Genomic DNA, 21,145 nt, shown 5'->3' with positions numbered 1-21,145 from the left:
AGAGTTTATGAATTTACGAGAGACATTGATTAATAAAAATCTTCCAGTACATGAACAATTGATGTTCTGTTTATTGTTGACGGTTATGGGTGGTTTTTTTGATGCATATACATTTGTTAACTGTGGAGGTATTTTTGCTAATGCTCAAACGGGGAATTTGATTTTTGTAGGTATTGATTTAATTGAGGGGAATTTTGGAGAGGTCCTACATTATTTAATCCCTATATTTTCTTTTGTTGTAGGGGTATTAGTAAGTAAGTTTATTGAGTACAGGTATAAAGAGTTATCTATTTTCAAGCATATATTTATGTTATTATTGATACAAATGACATCTTTAATAGTAATTTCAATAAAACACCAGTTTTTTGGAATCGATGTGAGACCTATCGTTATTTCTTTTATTTGCGCAATTCAATATGATGGTTTTAGAAAAGTTAATAATTTAGTATTTGCTAGTGTATTTTGTACTGGTAATTTACGTTCAATGAGTGAGCATCTATACAAGCTTGTTGTTTTGAAAAAACAAGAGAGTAAAACACCGTTAATTATTTATTCTACAGTAATTAGTGTATTTTTATTCGGAGTAATTTTAGGGGCAGCTATGTCGAAATATTATCTACATAAAGCGATTATTGTTCCTATTGGTATAATTTCTGTTAATTTAGTTTTTATTGTTGTTATTTATAATAAATTCGGAAGAAAAAAATTAGTATAAAATAATAAAATTTCAAGGCGATTTTAGAAAGTTTTAATTAGCTTTTTAAATTGTCTTGGATTTTTTTATATTTCAAGAAAAATTGTTATAAATGCATTTACATAAAGTTTTATAGATGTTATAATCAATATAGATACAAAAAATAGGGTAGCTTTAATACTAAGGGGGTATTTATATGAGTGAAACAGTATTAAACAATTTTAATGAATATCTAATAAATAGAAAAGAGTTTTCAACAAATACTATTAATTCATACGATAGGGATTTGAAAAAAATCTTTTTATATTTAGCTGAAAAAGGATATTCAACAGATGATTATTCATGGCTTAATGAGGAATTCATTGCTCGATATATTGATTACTTAAGAGAAAAAGAGTATTCGTCAGCAACATTATCAAGAACGATTTCTACTGTCCATATTTTTGTAGAATATTTATGGATGGAAAAAATTATTCCTAATAGAATAAATATCGATGTACATATTGATAAAGAAGAACACCAAGATTTGGTAATTTTTACAAGACAAGAAATTTCAAAAATTTTAGATGTAAAAACACATAATCTTATCGGTTATAGAGATAAAGCGATATTTGAATTATCTTATTCTATAGGAATAAAACCTACAGAGTGTATTAACTTAGAACTTAAAGACGTTAATACTACTATTGGTTTCTTAAAATATAGAAAAAAAGAAGGGTATAGAACTGTCGCATTAAATAGAGAATCAGTTGAAGCGATTGAAAATTATATCGCAGAGTTGAAAAAGGAATATCCTGATATTAAGGACGATAGTAAGTTATTTTTAAATCATGATGGTGAAGGTATAAGTCGCCAAGGTTTTTGGAAAATATTTAAAAAACGTCAACAGGATTTAGGTTTGACGAAAGAATTAAATACTATGAATTTTAGAAATTCTTTAGCTATTCATTTGCTTGAAGATAAAGTTCCAGCCGAAGAAGTTCAAGAACTACTTGGTCTGAAAAATATTCATAGCTTAAAATTGTATTTCTCAAGTTTAGAGGGGAACAAATCTAAAAGAACAATGACTAATCATCCAAGAAAAACAATTAATAAAGGATAAAATTAATGTATAATGTTAACTTAGAGGTTTTTCAAGGGCCACTTGATTTACTTTTACATTTGATAGAAAAGATGGAAATTGATATTTATAATATTCCTATAGCGCGTCTAACAGAGAGTTATCTGGAATATATAAATAATAACGATGAATTTTCTTTAGAAAATGCAGAAGAATATATTGTTATGGCAGCAACTTTGCTTCATATAAAAAGTAAGAATTTACTTCCTAAGTTTGAAGATGAAAATATTGGTGATGAAGAGGATTTAGTTCAACAGCTTCTTGATTATAAAAATTACAAAGAATTGAGTGAAAAACTAGATAATCTTCAAAGAATGAGAGCTCAATTTTTAGATAAAGAAAGTGCTAATATAGAAGTAGAAGGTAGTATCGATTCACTTCGAATACCTTCTACTAAATTGTTAAGGGCGATGGAGAATATTCTTAGATCTTTTGATGAAAAAGATAGTGAAGTTTCTTTAATTAGTTATCGTAGAGAAGTCTCTTTTGAACAGGTAAAAGAGGAACTTATACATAAGTTCAGAAATAGACCGAAGATGCACTTTTATAATCTTGTAAAAACATATTCTCAAAAAAATGAGATAGTCTTGATGTTTATGGGAATCTTAGCTATGATAAAAGAACAAGAATTATTATGTGTTGACAAAGATGGTGAAATCATTTTAGAATATAAATTAAAGGAAAATTAATATGCTATTAGATGAAACAAAGAAAATAATTGAGGCTTTGCTCTTTATGAAGGGAGAGGATGGTCTTAATATTGAATATTTTTCTACCTTTATGGAGGTGGAACAACACGAAGCGGAAAATATGTTGAATGTATTCTGTGAAGATTATAATAAAATCAATAATTCGTTGATTATTAAAAAGTTTGGATCAACTTATAAAATGCTCTTAAGGGATGAAATGACAGAGGTAATAAAAAAAGCTGTTATTTCTAAAAATCTAGTTAAGTTATCTAAAGCTTCTCTAGAAACATTAGCGATAATCGCTTATAATCAACCAATTACAAAAGTTCAAATTGATAAGATAAGGGGTGTAAGTAGTGATTCTATATTACACTCTCTTGTTAGTAAGGAGCTTATAGTATCGAATAAGACTTTGGATACTATTGGGAAGCCTAAGTTATATGAAACTACAGACATATTTTTAGATGTTTTTGGTTTAGAAAGTTTAGAACAATTGCCAAAATCGGAAATTGTTAGTAATGAAGAGATTAATAAATTTTTACAAAATTAGGAGGATGACATGGCAGAAAGACTGCAAAAATTAATAGCTGCATCAGGATATACTTCAAGAAGAAAGGCTGAACAATTAATTCTTGATGGAAAAGTAAGTGTTAATGGTGAAGTCGTAAAAGAACTAGGTGTAAAAGCAGAACCAAGCGATATTATTATCGTAGAAGGTGTTCGTTTACTAAAAGAAAATAAGAGATATTATTTATTTTATAAACCTGAGAAGGTTATTACATCAATGTCAGATGAAAAAGATAGAACATGTGTAAAAGACTTCTTTGAGGATGTTAGTGAACGTGTTGTGCCTGTTGGAAGACTAGACTACGATACTTCAGGAGCACTTATAATGTCAAATGATGGGGAGTTTATTAATTTAATAACGCACCCTAAGCATAAGATTAGAAAGACATATGTTGCGAAAATTAATGGTAAATTAGAAGATAATCACCTTAGAATTCTTCGTAATGGTGTGAGAATCGATAATTATAAAACTGCTAAGGCAGAGGTGAATATCGTAAAAAATAAAAATAAGAGTGGTAATACTTTAGTTAGATTAACTATCCATGAAGGGAAAAATAGACAAGTTAGAAGAATGTTTGAAGCTTTAGGATATGAAGTTATGAAACTTAAACGTGAATCTATTGAAGACTTAACATTAGAAGGTTTGAAAAAAGGTGAATATAGAACCCTTACGATTCATGAGGTTAAAAGACTTATTAATAAAGCTAAGAATGGTGAAAAGTAAGATTAGGAAGTGATGTATTGTGGCAGAAAGAATATTAATAGTAGATGATGAGGAAAGAATTAGAAAATTATTAGTAATGTATCTAGAAAAAGAAGGATATATTGTAGATGAAGCTAGTAATGGTCATGATGGTTTAGAACGTCTAAAGTACATGGATTATTCTTGTGTACTATTAGATGTACAATTACCAATGTTAAATGGTAAGTCTATTCTATCTGAACTTAGAAAAACTAAGGCTACTCCTGTAATTATAATGTCTGCCCAAGCAGATGAACAAAGTAGGGTTGAAGGTTTTGAATTAGGTGCAGATGATTATGTAATTAAACCATTTAGCCCGAGAGAGCTTATGTTGAGGATTAATGCTATTCTTCAACGTACAAAACGTAGTGTATTTTATACTCCGGAGCTATATACGAAGGATGTGTTAGTTTTCCCTGGTTTAATTATTGATGTTAATTCACATAAAGTAATTGTTGAGGATAGTGAAGTTTTATTAACACCTAAAGAATTTGATCTATTATTATTTTTAGCTAAATCTCCGGATAAAGCTTTTAAACGTAATGAAATTTTACGAGCTGTATGGGATTATGATTTTTATTCTGATTTAAGAACTGTAGATACTCATATCAAGCGTGTAAGAAAAAAATTCGATAAAATTTCTCCAAAAGTTGCTCAGATGATTGTTACTGTTTGGGGAATAGGGTATAAATTTGATACATCACAAAATAGTCTATAAAAGGAGAAAACATGCTAGGATTTTATAGAAATTTAGCGAAATTAACTAGAACTGCTAGTAAAATTGCAGGTAAAAAAGGAACGGATCTACCGGGTAAAGTATTAAGAAAAGTAAATGACAATGTACTAACAAAACTGGCTAGTGATTTTGATGAAATTGTATTCGTAACCGGAACTAATGGTAAAACAACTACATCAAATCTTATTGGACACACCCTAAAAACTGCTGGAGAAAATTTCATAAATAATTTTGAAGGAGCAAATATGTTGGATGGGATTATTTCAACTTTTGCTATTCAAGCTAAAAATGATACAAAGTTAGCAATTATAGAAATTGATGAAGGTTCAATTAGAAGGGTAATGAAATATATTACTCCTACTAAGTTTGTTATAAATAATTTCTTTAGAGATCAGATTGATAGATTCGGTGAAATTGATACTTTAATAGCAACAATAGGTGAACAACTAGAAGGAAAAAATATTCAACTTATATTAAACAGTGATGATCCTTTCGTTACAAGGCTATCAAAATATGGTGAAGATAATATATACTTTGGTATTTCAAAAGATGCTTATAAATTTTCTGATTTTGGTATTTCAGAATCTAAATTCTGTCCTAATTGCGGAATGGAACTAATTTATGATCATGTTCACTATAGTCAACTTGGTTTTTACCACTGTTCTAAATGTGATTTTAAACACCAAGATGTTAAATATGAAGTAACTAATGCTACTGTAGAACCATTTATTAATATGACTATTAATGAAGATACTTTGATTGAAACAAAACTAGCTGGTGATTATAATATATATAATCTACTTGCAGCTTATTCACTTTTAAAAGAACTTGGATTACAAGATGAAAAGATAAAGTACGGTTTAGAATCATATACTGCAACTAATGGACGTATGCAGAGTATTTCTTTAGCTGGTGGCTCAACAGTTTTATTAAATCTAGCAAAAAATCCGGCTGGATTAAATGCTTCTTTAGCAATTGCTAATTCGATAAAAGAGGAAATTAACTATCTATTAGTATTGAATGATAATGGTGCTGATGGTATTGATATATCTTGGATTTGGGATACTGATTTTAACATACTGAACGGTCAAAAGATTAATAATATTGTTTGTTCCGGTAAACGCGCAAAAGAATTAGCGCTGAGATTGAAGTATACAGGAATTAATGCTAATGTAGTTGTTTTAGAAAGTATTTCAGAAGCAGTTGAAAAACTAAAAAGTTATAAAGAGAAATATGCAATTGCTATTCCGAATTATACTGCTTTAGTAGAAACTCAAAAAGAATTGGAGAAATAATTCTATGGATTTGAAATTATATCATTTTATGCCAGATAAATTAAATTTATATGGTGATATTGGAAATGTTATTGCGCTAAAAAAACGTTGTGAATGGAGAGGTATCAATTTAGAAATTGAAAATATTACTTCGACTGATGGTGTAAAACTTACAGATTGTGATATGTTTTTCATCGGTGGTGGTTCTGATAGGGAACAATGTATAGCGACAGAACAATTTAGTAAAATTAAACATGAATTTAAATCAGCAATTGAAGATGGGATACCAGCTCTTACAATTTGCGGTGGTTATCAATTTTTAGGAGAATATTATAAGACTGTTGATGGTGATAAATTACCTGGTTTAAATATTCTTGACTTTTATACAGAATCAAAAAAGGATGCACCGCGCTTAATTGGTAATATATTAGTTGAATCCGAAAAATTTGGAAATATAGTAGGTTTTGAAAATCACGGCGGACGAACATATCATAATTATGAAACATTAGGAAATGTGGTAGTAGGATATGGAAATAATGATGAAGATAAAAAAGAGGGTATTTTATACAATAATCTGATTGGGACATATCTACATGGGCCTATCTTACCTAAAAATCCAAATGTCACAGATTATCTGATTAAAGCAGCATTAGATAATAAGTATGGAACATATGATTTTATTGAGTTGAATAATGATATCGAATTAAATGCCAATAAACATATGGTTGAATTATTGAAAAAATCAATTAAATAAAATTTAATGTTCAAAGATTACAAAGAAACGACTTAAAAGTATGATTATTATTAATCTAACTTTTAAGTCGTATTTTTTTATTAAAATTGTTTAATGCATTGTTTGAATTTGTTTATAAGTTCTGGAATTAATTCTTTATCTAAACATGAGAATGCGATTCTTATATGTTCATCATCCATTGAGTATACGCCATATTTATATTCGTTTAGGAATTTAAGTCTGAACTCATGTGCATTTATATTAGATGGTAATTTTATAGTAAAGAAGTAACCTGAATTAAATGGAAGAACTCTAACAAGTTGATCTAATTGTTCTGTGGAAATAGCTTGTTTTAATTCGTTATAACGTTCTTCAATTATTTTATCATTGATTTCTTTTTCTTCTAATGATTGTTTATTATCTAACAATCTCACAGCAATTTGTTGCGATAGGTTAGAAGGAGATGATGTAGTACTTCTCAAATAACCTTGTGTTTTTTCTAATAGAATTTTTCTTAATTCATTATTTTTAGTATAGTATGTAATAAAACCTACACGAAGTCCCCAACTGTAAAATTCTTTAGTGATACCATCTAGTTTGACTATTAAACAGTTTTCATTTTCTGCTAATTTATACGTAGCACTTAATGTTGGTGTTTTGTGATTTTTTTCAAAGAATAGTCCAAAATATGCATCATCAGAGACAATAATAAGTTGTTTATTTTTGTTTTCTTTTGCATATGTACTTATTACATCAACTAGTGAATTTAATTCAACATCAGATGGTGTATAACCCGTTGGATTATTTGGGAAGTTTAAAATTAGAGAAATTTTATCTTCTTTGATACTATAAAGAGTTTCTTTGAAGTTTGAGATACTAAACTCATTGTTTTCGTCAAATTGATTGTATTTATAAATCTTATTTCCTAACTTAATTGTATAAATCTGAGCATAGTTTTGCCAAAAAAGATTTGGTAGTAAAAGAGCATCTCCACTTTCGCTAAATAGATTTGCTGCGATATCGATTCCTTGGGTAATTCCTGTTGTAACCATAGGTAATGATAAAAAGTCTTTATTAATACTAGGGTTATCAGCTAAGATTTTTTCTTTCCATAATTCTCGCATTTTTGGTAATCCAGGTGTAGGAGAATAAGGTAGGTATTCTGAATTATTAATTTCTGTTATTACTTTATTTATTGAAGGTAAAGCCATAGCTTTTTTATTAGATGTAGCAATACCAATTGTGGCGTTAATCGCACCTGGAATAGCTGCTGTTTCTTTTGATTGAATTAATACGTCTTGAGGTAAAATTATATTTTCACCTAGTTTTGAAAAAAATGACATAGTATTCCTCCTGTTTTCTATATAGAATTATTATACCATTAATATGACATTACTAAAAGGGAGAATTATAATTAAGAAATTGAATAACATATAAAATTTTAAGAATTAAATTATAATAGGTGAAAGATTTTAAAATTTTAAATTTATTATAGTCTAAGATTTACTATAAAAGGTTTAATATTAAATATTATATGATAGTCTTTGCTAGAAAAAAATTGTATTGTATGGTATAATAATGTGTATCTTTTTGGGCTTTAAATAGATTAGATAATAAAAAGATAATAAGATATAAGATAAAGTTCAATAATGTGAGGTGTAATTATGGTAAAAAATAAAGAAGAAGTAAGATGTTCTTTTTGTGGAAAAAATACTAACGAAGTTTTTAAAATGATAGCTGGGAATGACGTGTTTATCTGTGATGAATGCGTTGATTTATGTTCAGATATAATCGAAGAAGAAATAGAATATAGAAATGCAAATAATAAACCAGCATTTAAATTATTAGAACCTCAAAAAATAATGGAGCATTTAAATGAATATGTAATCAGTCAAGATAAGGCGAAAAAATCTGTTGCAGTTGCTGTTTATAATCATTATAAGAGAATAAAAGCTGCAGAAAATCATGATATAGAATTACAGAAAAGTAATATTGCCTTAATAGGAAGTACTGGATCAGGAAAAACATTGATTGCTCAAACTTTAGCTAAAATGCTAGATGTCCCTTTTGCTATATCAGATGCAACTACGCTTACAGAAGCAGGTTATGTAGGAGAAGATGTTGAAAATATCTTACTTAGATTAATTCAAAATGCTAATTATGATATTGAAAGAGCTGAAAAAGGGATTATATATATTGATGAAATTGATAAAATTGCCAAAAAGGGTGAAAATGTATCAATTACTCGTGATGTATCAGGTGAAGGTGTTCAACAAGCTCTTCTTAAAATTTTAGAAGGTACTGTTGCTAGTGTTCCTCCTCAAGGTGGAAGAAAACATCCTGGAGAAGAAATGATTAAAATCAATACGAAAAATATTCTATTTATCATAGGGGGAGCTTTCTCAGGTATAGAAGAAATAATCAAACGTCGTCTAGGAGAAAAAGTTATAGGTTTTTCTAAGAGTGATGAACTAAAAGATGATGAAGATATTATTTCTAAAGTAAAACATGAAGATTTAGTTAAGTTCGGTATGATTCCTGAATTTATTGGACGTATTCCGGTAGTTTGTTATTTAGAAGAACTTGATGAGAAAGATTTAGTTAGAGTATTAACTGAACCAAAAAATTCAGTTGTTAAACAATATGAATATTTATTTGATCTTGATGGTGTTAAATTAATTTTTGAGGAAGAAGCGCTTGAAGAAATTGCTAAAGAATCTATCAAGAGAAAAACAGGTGCACGTGGACTTCGTTCTATTATTGAAGAACTACTACTTGATGTTATGTTTGAAATACCAAGTAAAAAAGGTATTAAAACTTGTACAGTAACACGTGATAACGTAATTAATAAAACAAAACCAATTTTAAAATAAATAGGTTAGAGAGGAGTTCGTTTTGACAAAATATTATTTATTAGAGAATAGAGATTTATTCTTTCCGTCTAATACTTATACAATAGATGTAACGGACAAAAAATTTTTAAAAACAATTAAAACTATTAAGAAAGATAAAATTCCAGTTTTTGTAACATATAAACGAAAACCAATTGATAGTTATGATGATTCATTTTCTGAAGAAGATGTATTTGATAGTAATGGTTTTAATGTGTTCTTTGGGACATATGGTCAATTAACAATTGATAAAAAGAATAAAAAATATGAGTATCAATGTTATGGTATTGCTGAGGTGAAAAGTGGTGTTTATAACAATAACCATGTTGAACACCTTGAGATTAATATTAGAGAAGTTGTGGATAATGGTTTTGATAAAACAGGTTTATTGAACAGTATCAGAACAAATTTTCTAAATTATTTAAAGAGAGAAAACTTCGATATTGATTACTATAAAACTGATGATTTAGAGAAATTTATCAATAAAAACATTAAGTTTTTCCCAATTGATAAAATGCTTAAACAACGTGTATTGTTCTTGTTAGATTTAGAGAAAAAGGCTATTTTCTTAAATAGAAGTCTAGAAGCTTTCTTAGTTGGAAATAGCTTTAAACGTGAAATTGACGAGAAGGTTCGAGCTAATATCGATACTCAACAAAAGGAATACTTCTTACGTGAACAGATGAAGGTTGTACAAGACGAGTTGAAACAAATAGCGCCAGAAGATGACGATATTGAAAAGATTCGTCAAGCTATTAATGAGATTGAATTATCTGAAGAGGATAAAGCGGTGTTATTAAAAGAAGTAGATAGGTTAGAAAAAACACCGGTAATGAGTCCTGAACATTCTATCATTAGAACTTATTTAGATACTGTTGTTGCTCTTCCGTGGAATACACTAACAGCTGATGAAATAGATATAAAGAATGCAGAAAAAATTCTTAATGAAGATCACTATGGTTTAGAGAAAATTAAAGAGAGAATTTTAGAATTTTTAGCAGTTAAAAAACTAAGAGATGATATGAAATCTCCGATTTTATGTTTATCAGGGCCTCCAGGTGTTGGTAAAAGCTCATTGGCTAAATCGATTGCCGCTTCTATGGGAAGAAGTTTTGTTCGTATTTCTTTAGGTGGAGTACATGATGAAGCTGAGATTCGTGGACATAGAAGAACTTACCTTGGTGCTTTACCTGGTAAAATTATTCAATCATTGAAGAAAATAAAAACTAAGAATCCAGTTATTTTATTAGATGAAATTGATAAAATGGCTTCTGATATAAAAGGTGATCCTGCTGCAGCTATGCTAGAGGTAATTGATCCCGCTCAAAATAATGAATTTGTAGACCATTATTTAGATATTCCATTTGATTTATCAAAAGTATTATTCATTGCTACAGCTAACAATTTGAGTTTAATTCCAGCACCACTTAGAGATAGGATGGAAGTAATTGAACTTGAGTCTTATACGATTAAAGAAAAAGAAAATATCGCTGCGAAATATTTAATACCACGTCAAATTAAAGAAAATGGCCTTAAAAAAGGTCAAATTACTTTTAGTAAACAGGCGATTAATAAGATAATAAATGGATATACTTATGAGGCTGGAGTAAGGAATTTAGAAAGAGTATTTGGTTCTATTTGTAGGAAAGCAGCATTAAAAGTTCTTCAAGGAGAAGCGAAAATCAAAGTAGGCGTTACTAATCTTGAGGATTTTGCTGGACCTGAAAAATATAGTTTAAAAGATAAAAATATTAAACCTGAGATTGGTTTGGTTAATGGTCTAGCTTATACTGTTGTTGGTGGAGATACTCTAGAAATTGAAACAAGCGTATCTAAAGGAAATGGTAAGATCATTCTTACAGGTAAACTAGGGGATGTAATGAAAGAATCAGCACAAATGGCGATTTCTTATTTGAGATCTAATGCTGAAAATCTTAATCTTGAGGATATTAATTTCTCAGAAATAGACATACATCTACACGTTCCTGAAGGTGCTGTTCCAAAAGATGGACCATCTGCTGGTATAACTATTACTACTTCGGTGTATTCTGCATTAACTAAAAAACCAGTTGATAATAACATAGCGATGACTGGAGAAATGACTTTACATGGAAAAGTTTTACCAATAGGTGGAGTAAAAGAGAAGATTTTAAGTTCTGAAAAAATGAATATAAATACAATAATTATTCCGACTAAGAATAAAAAAGATTTAATTGATATTCCGAAAGAAGTACTTGAGAAATTAACTATCTATTCAGTTGACAGTATTCAAGAAGTATTTAAAATAGTATTTGGAGAATAAAGATGAAAAAGTTAAATACACATAATGTTGATCTGCTTATAAGTGCAGTTTCAAAAAAACAATATCCTGAACATGATAAACCAGAAGTAGCGATGTGTGGTCGTTCAAATGTTGGTAAATCATCTTTTATTAATACAATATTAGAAAGAAAAAACTATGCGCGTGTTTCATCAAAACCTGGTAAAACTCGTACATTAAACTTCTTCGATGTTGATAATAAGTTAGTTTTAGTCGATGTACCAGGTTATGGGTATGCTAAATTATCAAAACCAGAAAAAGAAAAACTATATGATATGATTGTTGAGTATTTTACTAATAGTGAAAATTTAGGTTTTGTTCTACATTTAGTAGATAGTAGACATAAACCATCTCAAGATGATATAGAGATGAATGAATTTTTAAACTATTATGAAATTCCATTCGTTATAGTTATGACTAAAATTGATAAAATTTCTAAAAATGAACTTGCTAAGAATACAGGAATAATTAAACGTGAATTAGATTTAACTAATAATATGGCTATTATTCCGTTCTCTTCTGTTACTAAAATAGGTAAAGAACAAGTTCTAAACGAAATAGCTAAAGTATTAGAAGATTAAAAGTTAAAATAGAAAGGGCTGACCCAAAAGCCCTAAATGTTAACAAGGTTTATATGAAAACTCATAGACGTAGTGGTTTATTGATATCTAAATTCGCTTTATAAAAGCTTTTTAGATATCTAATAAACTGTTCGAGGGTGACTCGACAAAATCGATTTCTCGAAATCACGATTTTTGAGTCACTCCCTTCTATATTTTTAATTGTTAATAGGTTAGTGGAGTGAAATTTTTATAAATATTTTATCTTTACATAGTATAGAAAAATTGATATAATAGGGATTAGACGAGTCAACAAAAAAAGTTGACATTTTTCGTCAAAAAGTATTGACATACTTTTATTTTAATGTTAGAATAATATCTAGCTTAGAAAACTTAGCGTTATAGATTCAACTTTTTCATTAAAACACTTCATAAACACACACACATAAAATTAATAAAAAAGTTGAAACATAAGGAGTACAAACATGGCAGTAAAAATCCGTTTAAAAAGATTAGGTGCTAAAAAATCACCTTTCTACCGTATCGTTGTTGCTGATTCAAGATCTCCACGTGATGGACGTTCTATCGAAACTATCGGTACTTACAATGCTGTTAAAGAACCAGCAGAAGTTAAAATCGATGAAGAGTTAGCATTAAAATGGTTAGGTAATGGAGCTCAACCTTCTGACACAGTTAGAAGTTTATTATCAAAAGAAGGAATTATGAAAAAATTCCACGATTCAAAATTAAATAAATAATGAATATTTAGCCCCTTAATTATTAAGGGGTTTTTGTTTTTATAAAATTGTGTTATAATTAGATTTAAAATTCAAAAACAACCAACTATATGGCTGTCGATTGTGGTTAATAAATATAAAAGGAGGAAATATATGGAATATTTAATGGAAATATTGCCTAGTTTAATTAAAGGTGCTTTAATAACTTTAGAAGTATTTTTCCTAGTTTTAATTTTATCTATTCCGTTAGGTGTAATTATAGCTTTTATTATGAGATTTAATATAAAGCTATTGAATTATTTTATCAATATATATATTTGGATAATGCGTGGAACACCGTTGTTATTACAATTAATTTTTATATATTATGTACTACCTTCAGTAGGGATACGATTTGATAGGCTACCTGCTGCTATAATTGCATTTACGTTAAACTATGCAGCGTATTTTGCTGAAATTTTTAGAGGTGGTATTGACTCGATTCCAAAAGGTCAATATGAGGCTGCTAAAGTATTAAAATTTACTCAATTTCAAACTATTAGATTTGTTATTTTACCGCAGGTTATTAAGATTGTATTACCGAGTGTATTTAATGAAATCATGAGCTTAGTTAAGGATACTTCTTTAGTATATGCATTAGGAATAAGTGATTTGATTTTAGCTAGTAGAACAGCTGCTAATAGAGATGCAAGTTTATTGCCGATGTTTGTTGCTGGAGCAATTTATTTACTACTTATTGGTATTGTAACAATAATATCGAAACGAGTAGAACAGCGTTATAACTACGATAGGAGGTAACACATGTTAGAATTAAAAAATATAAGTAAGAAATTTAAAGATAGACAAATTCTTGAGAATTTTAATCTAACTGTAGAAGAGAATAAGATTTTAGCGATAGTAGGGCCTTCTGGCGGTGGGAAAACTACGTTGTTAAGAATGTTAGCGGGACTAGAAAAAATCGATTCTGGCGAAATTATTTACAATGGTGAATCACTCCCAATTGATGAATTAGAAAAGAGAAATTTATTAGGATTTGTTTTCCAGGATTTTCAATTGTTTCCGCATCTTACAGTCCTTGAAAATTTAGTACTTTCTCCAATTAAGACTATGAATATGTCTAAAAATAATGCTGAAGAAAAGGCGCTTACTTTATTGGATAAGCTTGGTCTAGATAAGCAAGTAAACAGTTATCCAATTTCATTATCAGGTGGACAAAAACAACGTGTTGCCTTAGCAAGAGCAATGATGATTGATCCTAAAATAATAGGTTATGATGAACCTACTAGCGCATTAGATCCAGAGCTTAGATTAGAAGTAGAGAAACTTATTCTTAAAAATAGAGAATTAGGTATTACACAGATTGTTGTAACTCACGATTTACAATTTGCAGAAAATATTGCAGATAGTATTCTGAAAGTAGAACCAAAGTAAGAGGTGATAATAATGAAAAAATTTAAACTACTTATTACCCTTCTTATTAGTGTTTTAATAATTAGTGGTTGTGCTTCTGGAGGAAAAGATAAACCTAGAAAAGATAATTGGGAAGCTTTTCAAAAAGACAAGAAGATTGTTATAGGTTTTGATAATACGTTTGTGCCTATGGGATTCCAAGATAAGAGTGGTAAAAATGTTGGATTTGATATAGATTTAGCAAACTCAGTTTTTGAAAAATATGGAATAAAAGTTGAGTGGCAAGCAATTAACTGGGATTTAAAAGAAACTGAGTTGAAAAATGGTAATATTGATTTAATTTGGAATGGATATTCAAAGACTAAAGAAAGAGAAAGTGTTGTTCAATTTACAAAGCAATATATGATAAATGAGCAAGTTGTAGTAGTAAAAAAATCTAAAAAAATTAAAAATATATCTGAACTAAAAGATAAGATACTTGGTGCTCAAAATGGTTCGTCAGGATATGATACTTTTAATGAGAAACCAGAAGTTCTTAAAAATATTGTGAAGAGTAACGATGCTACTCAATATGAAAGTTTTAATGAGGCGTTAATTGATTTAGAAAATGATCGAATTGATGCATTATTAATTGATAAAGTATATGCAAATTATTATTTAAAACAACAGAATAAACTCCAAGATTTTGATATTTTAAATGCAGGATTTGATAGTGAAGCATTTGCAGTAGGAGCGAGAAAAGCGGATGTTACGCTTGTTAATAAGGTGAATGAAGCATTTAGTAAATTATATGAAGAAGGAAAATTTCAAGAAATATCAAATAAATGGTTCGGAGAAGATGTTGCTACTGATGAGATAAAATAATAACTTAAGACTAGGAGATGAACTATTGAAGACGAATATAATAGTTTGTCTCTCTTGTATTTTTCAACTATAATAAAAGAGAGATTTTATAGCGAAAATATAATGCAAGGTGTCAACAAAAAAAGTTTACAAATATTAATAAAAGTACTTGATTTTTTTAAGATTATTATTTATAATAATAAGGTATGTGATTAACTCACTGAAAAATAACTCTGTTCGTATTAAAAGCGTTCAGGGCAGAAGGAGACGATAATAATGAGAGAAGGAATTCACCCAGATTACCGTAAAGTTGTATTCATGGATACTACAAGTGGTTTCAAATTTTTAAGTGGTTCAACTAAACCATCTAAAGAAACTATCGAGTGGGAAGACGGGAATACATACCCATTATTAAAAGTTGAGATCTCTTCAGATACACACCCATTCTACACAGGGCGTCAAAGATTCGCTCAAGCAGATGGACGTATCGAACGTTTCAACAAAAAATACGGTATCAAGTAAGAAAAATAAAACAGACATTTCTTTATTGGATTGTCTGTTTTTATTCTATTAGTAATTGTATAATATAAGCCCGAGGGGATTAATAATGATAGAAAATAGAAAATTCGGATGGATAGAATGTATTTGCGGAAGTATGTTCTCTGGAAAATCAGAAGAATTACTAAGACGTATAAAACGAGGGGTAATAGCCAAACAAAAAGTACTTCTATTCAAACCGTCTATAGATAATAGATACGAAGAGAATATGGTCTCTACACATAATGGAAATAGTTATGAGTCTGTAAATATTGATAAAGCTGAACAGATTTATGACTATATTATTGATAAAAAATATGATATCATAGGAATTGACGAAGTGCAGTTCTTTGATGAAAAAATTGTAGAAGTTATTAATAAGCTTGCTGATGATGGAATACGAGTTATTGTGGCAGGATTAGACATGGATTTTAAAGCAGAACCGTTTCATCCGATGCCTGAAATAATGGCTGTAAGTGAAATGGTAACAAAGCTTCATGCTGTTTGTAATAAATGCGGTAAAGAAGCTAGTCGAAGTCAAAGATTGATTGATGGTGAACCTGCTAGATATGATGATCCAATAGTAGTTATCGGTGCTAGTGAGTCATATGAAGCTAGATGTCGTCATTGTCATGAAATTAAAAGATAAATTAGGAGGAAGAAATGGAAATTTTTGGACAACTTGAGATAGTTGAAGAACGTTATGAGAAGCTAAATGAATTACTTAGTGATCCAGATGTTGTAAGTGATACGAAAAAACTTATGGAATATTCTAAAGAACAACGTTCTATTGAAAAAACTGTAGCTATATTTAGAGAATACAAAGATATAGTTCAACAAATTAAAGATACTAAGGAACTTCTTGAAATAGAAGAAGATAAAGAAATGAAAGAAATGATGCAAGAGGAAATCAAAGAATTAGAACCATCTCTTGCACCTATGGAAGAAGAATTAAAAATCTTATTATTACCAAAAGATCCTAACGACGGGAAAAATGTTGTTGTTGAAGTTCGTGGAGCAGCTGGTGGAGATGAAGCACAACTATTTGCTGGTGATTTATTACGTATGTACACTAGATTTGCTGAATCTCAAGGATGGAAAGTTGACGTCTTAGAACGTTCTGAAACTGGTATAGGTGGTATTAAAGAAGCGATCTTTATTATTTCTGGAGAAGATGTGTATTCTAAAATGAAATTTGAAAGTGGTGCACACCGAGTTCAACGTGTTCCTACAACAGAATCAAGTGGACGTATTCACACATCTACTGCAACAGTTGTAGTATTACCTGAAGCAGAAGAGATCGAAATTGATATTAATGAAAATGACATCCGTGTCGATACTTTCGCATCTAGTGGTGCTGGAGGACAATCGGTTAATACAACGATGTCAGCTGTACGTTTAACTCACATTCCTACTGGTGTAGTAGTTTCTATGCAAGATGAACGTTCTCAGATTAAAAACAAAGAAAAAGCTATGAAAGTTTTACGTGCTCGTGTTTATGATAAATATCAACAAGAAGAGCAAGCTAAATTCGACGCTGAACGTAAATCTAAAGTTGGAACAGGGGATCGTTCTGAACGTATTAGAACTTATAACTATCCTCAAAACCGTGTTACTGATCATAGAATTGGTTTAACTATTCAAAAATTAGACCAAATTATGGAAGGTAAACTTGATGAAGTATTAGAAGCGCTTCGTATTGCTGAACAAGCTGAGAAGATGGCAGAACTGAATAAAGGTGAAGAACTATAATGAACAGAAGGCAAGCTATAACAAGAGCTTGTCTTCTTTTAAGAAGACAAGGAAAAGAAGAATCATTAGCGAGATTTTTATTAATGTATATATTGGATGAAAATTCTCAACAATTTACAAATAATATTTCTGAGCAACTATCAAAAGAAAAAGAAGAATTGTATTTTTCTTTAATTGATAAACATATAGAGAAAAATGTGCCATTAAGTCACCTTGCGGGATTTGAGTATTTTTATGATAGAAAGTTTAAAGTCACTAAAGATGTATTATCGCCTAGAATGGAAACAGAAGAACTTATATATAAAGTTATTGAGTATATAAAATCTATTAATAAAAATAATATAAAAATTCTTGATTTATGTACAGGTAGTGGTATTATCGGAATAACTTTACGAAAAGAACTTGAATCTAAGTCGTTAGAGGTGGTCGCAAGTGATATAAGTGAAGAAGCTCTAAAAGTTGCTAAAGAAAATGCAATAATGAACGAGGCAGAGGTTAAATTTATACAATCTGATATTTTTGAAAATATAAATGAGAAATTTGATATCATAGTTTCAAATCCTCCATATATAGCATATAATGATAAAGTAACAATGGAAGATAATGTTTTAAATTACGACCCACATCTTGCTTTATTCGCAGAAGAAGATGGTATGTATTTCTATAGAGAAATAGTAGAAAACGCTAAAGAATATTTAGAAGAAGATGGTCTAGTATTTTTTGAAATAGGATATGATCAAAGAGAGAAGATACTGAAACTAGCCAATGAGAATGGATTTAAGGCTGAAGTGTATAAAGATATAAATGGCCGAGATAGGATGGCTATATTAGTAAGAATTTAAAAATAAGAGTTTCTTAGGGATTTATCTAAGAAACTCTTATTTTATAAAATTATAGTTCTCTATATACACCGACGCACTCACCAATAATTTCAACATTACGTGTTACTATAGGTTCATAGTCAGGATTACATGGATAAAGAATTACATTGTCATTTTTAACAAAAATTTTCTTTAGAGATGCTTCGTTCCATTCAGTTAATCTAACAGCAGCAATTTTACCGTTTCTAACAGAACTTTGTTGACGAATGAAAACTAGGTCACCATCAAATATACCAGCTTCTATCATACTATCTCCTTTTACACGTAATGCAAAATCAGCACGCATACCTTGATCGATAAAAATATGTTCATCATATTCTTCTTCAATATAAACACCATCTCCTGCACAGATTGTTCCTAAAATAGGAAGTTTAGAAACATCATCTAAATAGTTATTGTTGGAATTTAAATTACTATCTAAAGATTCTGTTTCCATTGTACCACTTTCTCCCATAAGCCATGCAGGATTTACTGATAAATATTCAGCTATAATTTGCAATTTATCTCTTTTAGGTGTGTATTTGCCTTTAGACCAATCGCTAATTGATGAAGGTGTAATTTTTGTTGAACGAGCAAGTTCAGCCTGTTTTATATTTTTTTCTTTTAAACATTTTTTAAATCTAATACTAAAAGTTGTAGTCATAATATTACATTCCAATCTATTTTCTATCTATATATTGATTATAAAGGAAACCGTATATAAAATCAAGGGTATATAATAAAAAAATTAAGAAATATGAATTTTTCTCTTGATTTTCGGTTTTCCGTATGTTATTATATAAGTACAAAGAAAATTAAGTTTTACGTATTAAATGAAAGAAGGTAATAGTATGTTTATATATTGGATAGTTATATTAGTTTTATTAGCTAAAGTCTTTACTTTTTTTGAGACTAACAAGTTAAAAATTGTAAAAAGGGGTAAAGTGGAGCATAAAGTATTTTAAAAATACAAAATTCATTATAAAGTCATTATGAACAGAAAATATTATTTATTATTATAAGATTAGATGGAAATTATTATTCAGCTAGTCTTATTTTTCTTAATATATATCAGAAAGTGAAAAATATATGTAATTTATCAAAATCAGCATACCTATAACGTTTTCAATATGTTTTTTATAATAAAAACTATGTACTAATACTAAAAAATATTGTATAATTAAAATATAATAATAAAACTAGGAGGATTTCTTAATGAAATTAGTATTAACTAGACACGGTGAAAGCCAATGGAATCTAGAGAACAGATTTACAGGATGGGTTGATGTTGATATCACAGATAAAGGAAGACAAGAAGCTATCAAAGGTGGTCAAACACTTAAAGAATTAGGTCTTACTTTTGATGTAGCGTATACTTCTTACCAAAAACGTGCTATCAAAACTTTAAACTTATTCTTAGAAGAATTAGATTTATTATGGATTCCAGTATACAAAAGCTGGAGATTAAATGAAAGACACTACGGTGCTTTACAAGGATTAAACAAAGCTGAAACAGCAAAAAAATACGGTGATGAACAAGTTCACATTTGGAGAAGAAGTTTCGATGTAGCGCCTCCTGCAGTAGATAAATCTAGTGACATGTACCCAGGAAACATCGATAGATATAAAGAAATTCCTGAAAATGAAATTCCAACAGGAGAAAGCTTAAAACTTACAATTGATCGTGTATTACCATACTGGGAAAGCGATATTTCTAAACAAATTAAAGCTGGTAAAAACGTACTTATTTCTGCTCACGGTAACAGTTTAAGAGCGTTAATCAAATACTTATTAAACATCTCTGATGAAAAAATCTTAGATCTTAACTTACCAACAGGTACTCCATTAGTATTTGAAATTGACGAAAACTTAAACATTATCTCAGCACCAGAATTATTCTAATAAGTAATGAAAAAGCTGATAATATTACTAACAACCTTGCTAATTTTGCAAGGTTGTAGTTCTAAGTCGGATATAACTACAGAACAATTGCAAAATCTTACAAATTCTGTTACTCTAAACCAGCTAGAAAAAACTGAATTTGATAAAAAAGATAATAAGTTGATAATTACTACTAATGATGAAGTCATTAACAAAGAAGGTTTTGAATCTTTATTGAAATCATTAAAACTTAATAATTTTAATGGGAAAACTCTAAATATTGATAATATTAATTCAAACGAGTTTAATAATAAAGATTTCAATATTGAAATTGTAACTAAAAATAAAAACTCAGTTGCATTTAATTTAAAAGATAGTGCTAACAAGAATTACAATATTTCGCAAACAAAATATTCAAGTGAATATATGAAGAATAAGCTAAGTTCATTTTCAAAAGAATTAATCACTTTTGACGAACTAGCAGGAACTATTGAAACAGATCTTGATAAGGGACGTCCTTTAGGCGATAAGGTAGAGAAATTTAAAGAGATGACTGACAAAGTAAATTCTTCGATAGCAACTCTAAAAACGCTAAATAATGAAAATATTGAGTATGAAAAATTAGATGAAGTTAAGGCTAAATTAGTTCGTTTAGATGCACTAACTAAAAATATGATTGCAGCAGTAAATAGTTCTGTTGCAGCAAAAAATGGTTCTGCAATAGCAGCAGCATTTTTAAATATTAATGATATAGATAAAATTGCTCGTGATTTAGCAGCTATGTAATAGATAAAACCTG

At 29.1% G+C, this 21,145-nt stretch carries 23 protein-coding genes; 21 read left to right on the top strand and 2 right to left on the bottom strand.

Annotation, left to right across the window (positions count from 1 at the left end):
• Positions 1-7: 7 nt before the first annotated feature.
• The 8 genes from O5Y44_RS00885 to O5Y44_RS00850 all read left to right on the top strand — a co-directional run bounded on the left by O5Y44_RS00885 (position 8) and on the right by O5Y44_RS00850 (position 6,576).
• Positions 8-715 (top strand): YoaK family protein, encoded by a 708-nt coding sequence (locus tag O5Y44_RS00885; RefSeq protein WP_271965297.1) that lies wholly within the window; start codon positions 8-10, stop codon positions 713-715.
• Between the two features lie 175 nt (positions 716-890).
• Positions 891-1,796: a tyrosine-type recombinase/integrase gene (locus tag O5Y44_RS00880; protein WP_271987302.1), complete on the top strand. Its 906-nt coding sequence runs from the start codon at positions 891-893 to the stop codon at positions 1,794-1,796.
• Positions 1,797-1,867: 71 nt separating this feature from the next.
• On the top strand, positions 1,868-2,503 hold the full coding sequence (locus O5Y44_RS00875; protein WP_371465184.1) for a segregation and condensation protein A: 636 nt from the start codon (positions 1,868-1,870) through the stop codon (positions 2,501-2,503).
• A gap of 1 nt (position 2,504) precedes the next feature.
• Entirely contained in the window at positions 2,505-3,053 is a 549-nt protein-coding gene (gene scpB, locus O5Y44_RS00870) for an SMC-Scp complex subunit ScpB (protein ID WP_271987304.1), read from the top strand.
• Between the two features lie 9 nt (positions 3,054-3,062).
• Positions 3,063-3,794: a pseudouridine synthase gene (locus O5Y44_RS00865; RefSeq protein WP_271987305.1), complete on the top strand. Its 732-nt coding sequence runs from the start codon at positions 3,063-3,065 to the stop codon at positions 3,792-3,794.
• A 19-nt stretch (positions 3,795-3,813) separates the two neighbouring features.
• The gene (locus tag O5Y44_RS00860; RefSeq protein ID WP_003145978.1) at positions 3,814-4,530 is read left to right on the top strand and encodes a response regulator transcription factor; all 717 of its coding nucleotides are present in this window, start codon (positions 3,814-3,816) and stop codon (positions 4,528-4,530) included.
• Between the two features lie 11 nt (positions 4,531-4,541).
• Entirely contained in the window at positions 4,542-5,843 is a 1,302-nt protein-coding gene (locus tag O5Y44_RS00855) for a MurT ligase domain-containing protein (RefSeq protein WP_371465181.1), read from the top strand.
• A 4-nt stretch (positions 5,844-5,847) separates the two neighbouring features.
• The gene (locus tag O5Y44_RS00850; protein ID WP_204642257.1) at positions 5,848-6,576 is read left to right on the top strand and encodes a type 1 glutamine amidotransferase; all 729 of its coding nucleotides are present in this window, start codon (positions 5,848-5,850) and stop codon (positions 6,574-6,576) included.
• An 80-nt stretch (positions 6,577-6,656) separates the two neighbouring features.
• Here the strand turns inward: O5Y44_RS00850 and O5Y44_RS00845 are convergent, their stop codons facing one another.
• Positions 6,657-7,898, bottom strand: a complete 1,242-nt coding sequence (locus O5Y44_RS00845) for an aminotransferase class I/II-fold pyridoxal phosphate-dependent enzyme (RefSeq protein WP_371465178.1) — start codon at positions 7,896-7,898, stop codon at positions 6,657-6,659.
• A 321-nt stretch (positions 7,899-8,219) separates the two neighbouring features.
• On the opposite strand from O5Y44_RS00845, the gene clpX reads away from it, so the two are divergent.
• The 11 genes from clpX (at position 8,220) to prmC (ending at position 18,447) form a co-directional block, all read left to right on the top strand.
• The gene (gene clpX / locus O5Y44_RS00840) at positions 8,220-9,428 is read left to right on the top strand and encodes an ATP-dependent Clp protease ATP-binding subunit ClpX (RefSeq protein ID WP_271965312.1); all 1,209 of its coding nucleotides are present in this window, start codon (positions 8,220-8,222) and stop codon (positions 9,426-9,428) included.
• A 22-nt stretch (positions 9,429-9,450) separates the two neighbouring features.
• The gene (lon, locus tag O5Y44_RS00835) at positions 9,451-11,748 is read left to right on the top strand and encodes an endopeptidase La (protein WP_271965314.1); all 2,298 of its coding nucleotides are present in this window, start codon (positions 9,451-9,453) and stop codon (positions 11,746-11,748) included.
• Positions 11,749-11,750: 2 nt separating this feature from the next.
• Positions 11,751-12,347, top strand: coding sequence for a ribosome biogenesis GTP-binding protein YihA/YsxC (gene yihA, locus O5Y44_RS00830; RefSeq protein ID WP_271965316.1), 597 nt, complete (start codon positions 11,751-11,753; stop codon positions 12,345-12,347).
• A 464-nt stretch (positions 12,348-12,811) separates the two neighbouring features.
• A complete protein-coding gene (gene rpsP, locus O5Y44_RS00825) occupies positions 12,812-13,084 on the top strand; it encodes a 30S ribosomal protein S16 (protein ID WP_003145074.1) in 273 nt (90 codons plus the stop codon).
• A gap of 132 nt (positions 13,085-13,216) precedes the next feature.
• Entirely contained in the window at positions 13,217-13,861 is a 645-nt protein-coding gene (locus O5Y44_RS00820) for an amino acid ABC transporter permease (RefSeq protein WP_271965318.1), read from the top strand.
• A gap of 3 nt (positions 13,862-13,864) precedes the next feature.
• On the top strand, positions 13,865-14,494 hold the full coding sequence (locus tag O5Y44_RS00815; protein ID WP_371465175.1) for an amino acid ABC transporter ATP-binding protein: 630 nt from the start codon (positions 13,865-13,867) through the stop codon (positions 14,492-14,494).
• 12 nt (positions 14,495-14,506) lie between these two features.
• Positions 14,507-15,337, top strand: coding sequence for an amino acid ABC transporter substrate-binding protein (locus tag O5Y44_RS00810; protein ID WP_371465173.1), 831 nt, complete (start codon positions 14,507-14,509; stop codon positions 15,335-15,337).
• A 255-nt stretch (positions 15,338-15,592) separates the two neighbouring features.
• Positions 15,593-15,838, top strand: a complete 246-nt coding sequence (locus O5Y44_RS00805) for a type B 50S ribosomal protein L31 (RefSeq protein WP_003145327.1) — start codon at positions 15,593-15,595, stop codon at positions 15,836-15,838.
• A gap of 85 nt (positions 15,839-15,923) precedes the next feature.
• A complete protein-coding gene (locus O5Y44_RS00800; RefSeq protein ID WP_204644375.1) occupies positions 15,924-16,502 on the top strand; it encodes a thymidine kinase in 579 nt (192 codons plus the stop codon).
• 14 nt (positions 16,503-16,516) lie between these two features.
• Positions 16,517-17,605, top strand: coding sequence for a peptide chain release factor 1 (prfA, locus tag O5Y44_RS00795; RefSeq protein ID WP_271965325.1), 1,089 nt, complete (start codon positions 16,517-16,519; stop codon positions 17,603-17,605).
• Positions 17,605-18,447: a peptide chain release factor N(5)-glutamine methyltransferase gene (prmC, locus tag O5Y44_RS00790; RefSeq protein WP_271965326.1), complete on the top strand. Its 843-nt coding sequence runs from the start codon at positions 17,605-17,607 to the stop codon at positions 18,445-18,447. The genes prfA and prmC overlap by 1 nt, the downstream gene beginning before the upstream one ends.
• Before the next feature lie 49 nt (positions 18,448-18,496).
• Here prmC and O5Y44_RS00785 read toward each other — a convergent pair whose 3' ends face one another.
• Positions 18,497-19,129 carry a LexA family protein gene (locus O5Y44_RS00785; protein WP_271965327.1) on the bottom strand — a complete coding sequence of 211 codons (633 nt, stop codon included), beginning with the start codon at positions 19,127-19,129 and terminating at the stop codon, positions 18,497-18,499.
• Positions 19,130-19,680: 551 nt separating this feature from the next.
• On the opposite strand from O5Y44_RS00785, the gene gpmA reads away from it, so the two are divergent.
• Together gpmA and O5Y44_RS00775 are read left to right on the top strand one after the other, a co-directional pair.
• Positions 19,681-20,367, top strand: a complete 687-nt coding sequence (gpmA, locus tag O5Y44_RS00780; RefSeq protein ID WP_048802621.1) for a 2,3-diphosphoglycerate-dependent phosphoglycerate mutase — start codon at positions 19,681-19,683, stop codon at positions 20,365-20,367.
• Positions 20,368-20,373: 6 nt separating this feature from the next.
• Positions 20,374-21,132: a hypothetical protein gene (locus O5Y44_RS00775; RefSeq protein ID WP_271965329.1), complete on the top strand. Its 759-nt coding sequence runs from the start codon at positions 20,374-20,376 to the stop codon at positions 21,130-21,132.
• The last annotated feature ends 13 nt before the right edge of the window (positions 21,133-21,145 follow it).

Origin of the sequence: Gemella sp. 27098_8_155 (assembly GCF_041433725.1) — a bacterium.
GTDB lineage: Bacteria > Bacillota > Bacilli > Staphylococcales > Gemellaceae > Gemella > Gemella haemolysans_D.
Note: the sequence above shows the minus strand (reverse complement) of the source record. Positions and strands in the feature narration are given on the sequence as shown.

Excerpts from the sequence above, each read along its gene's own strand:
- O5Y44_RS00885 (WP_271965297.1), top strand. The coding sequence starts at position 8 with ATGAATTTACGAGAGACATTGATTAATAAAAATCTTCCAGTACATGAA.
- O5Y44_RS00880 (WP_271987302.1), top strand. The coding sequence starts at position 891 with ATGAGTGAAACAGTATTAAACAATTTTAATGAATATCTAATAAATAGA.
- O5Y44_RS00875 (WP_371465184.1), top strand. The coding sequence starts at position 1,868 with ATGGAAATTGATATTTATAATATTCCTATAGCGCGTCTAACAGAGAGT.
- scpB (WP_271987304.1), top strand. The coding sequence starts at position 2,505 with ATGCTATTAGATGAAACAAAGAAAATAATTGAGGCTTTGCTCTTTATG.
- O5Y44_RS00865 (WP_271987305.1), top strand. The coding sequence starts at position 3,063 with ATGGCAGAAAGACTGCAAAAATTAATAGCTGCATCAGGATATACTTCA.
- O5Y44_RS00855 (WP_371465181.1), top strand. The coding sequence starts at position 4,542 with ATGCTAGGATTTTATAGAAATTTAGCGAAATTAACTAGAACTGCTAGT.
- O5Y44_RS00850 (WP_204642257.1), top strand. The coding sequence starts at position 5,848 with ATGGATTTGAAATTATATCATTTTATGCCAGATAAATTAAATTTATAT.
- O5Y44_RS00845 (WP_371465178.1), bottom strand. The coding sequence starts at position 7,898 with ATGTCATTTTTTTCAAAACTAGGTGAAAATATAATTTTACCTCAAGAC.
- clpX (WP_271965312.1), top strand. The coding sequence starts at position 8,220 with ATGGTAAAAAATAAAGAAGAAGTAAGATGTTCTTTTTGTGGAAAAAAT.
- yihA (WP_271965316.1), top strand. The coding sequence starts at position 11,751 with ATGAAAAAGTTAAATACACATAATGTTGATCTGCTTATAAGTGCAGTT.
- rpsP (WP_003145074.1), top strand. The coding sequence starts at position 12,812 with ATGGCAGTAAAAATCCGTTTAAAAAGATTAGGTGCTAAAAAATCACCT.
- O5Y44_RS00820 (WP_271965318.1), top strand. The coding sequence starts at position 13,217 with ATGGAATATTTAATGGAAATATTGCCTAGTTTAATTAAAGGTGCTTTA.
- O5Y44_RS00815 (WP_371465175.1), top strand. The coding sequence starts at position 13,865 with ATGTTAGAATTAAAAAATATAAGTAAGAAATTTAAAGATAGACAAATT.
- O5Y44_RS00810 (WP_371465173.1), top strand. The coding sequence starts at position 14,507 with ATGAAAAAATTTAAACTACTTATTACCCTTCTTATTAGTGTTTTAATA.
- O5Y44_RS00805 (WP_003145327.1), top strand. The coding sequence starts at position 15,593 with ATGAGAGAAGGAATTCACCCAGATTACCGTAAAGTTGTATTCATGGAT.
- O5Y44_RS00800 (WP_204644375.1), top strand. The coding sequence starts at position 15,924 with ATGATAGAAAATAGAAAATTCGGATGGATAGAATGTATTTGCGGAAGT.
- prfA (WP_271965325.1), top strand. The coding sequence starts at position 16,517 with ATGGAAATTTTTGGACAACTTGAGATAGTTGAAGAACGTTATGAGAAG.
- prmC (WP_271965326.1), top strand. The coding sequence starts at position 17,605 with ATGAACAGAAGGCAAGCTATAACAAGAGCTTGTCTTCTTTTAAGAAGA.
- O5Y44_RS00785 (WP_271965327.1), bottom strand. The coding sequence starts at position 19,129 with ATGACTACAACTTTTAGTATTAGATTTAAAAAATGTTTAAAAGAAAAA.
- gpmA (WP_048802621.1), top strand. The coding sequence starts at position 19,681 with ATGAAATTAGTATTAACTAGACACGGTGAAAGCCAATGGAATCTAGAG.
- O5Y44_RS00775 (WP_271965329.1), top strand. The coding sequence starts at position 20,374 with ATGAAAAAGCTGATAATATTACTAACAACCTTGCTAATTTTGCAAGGT.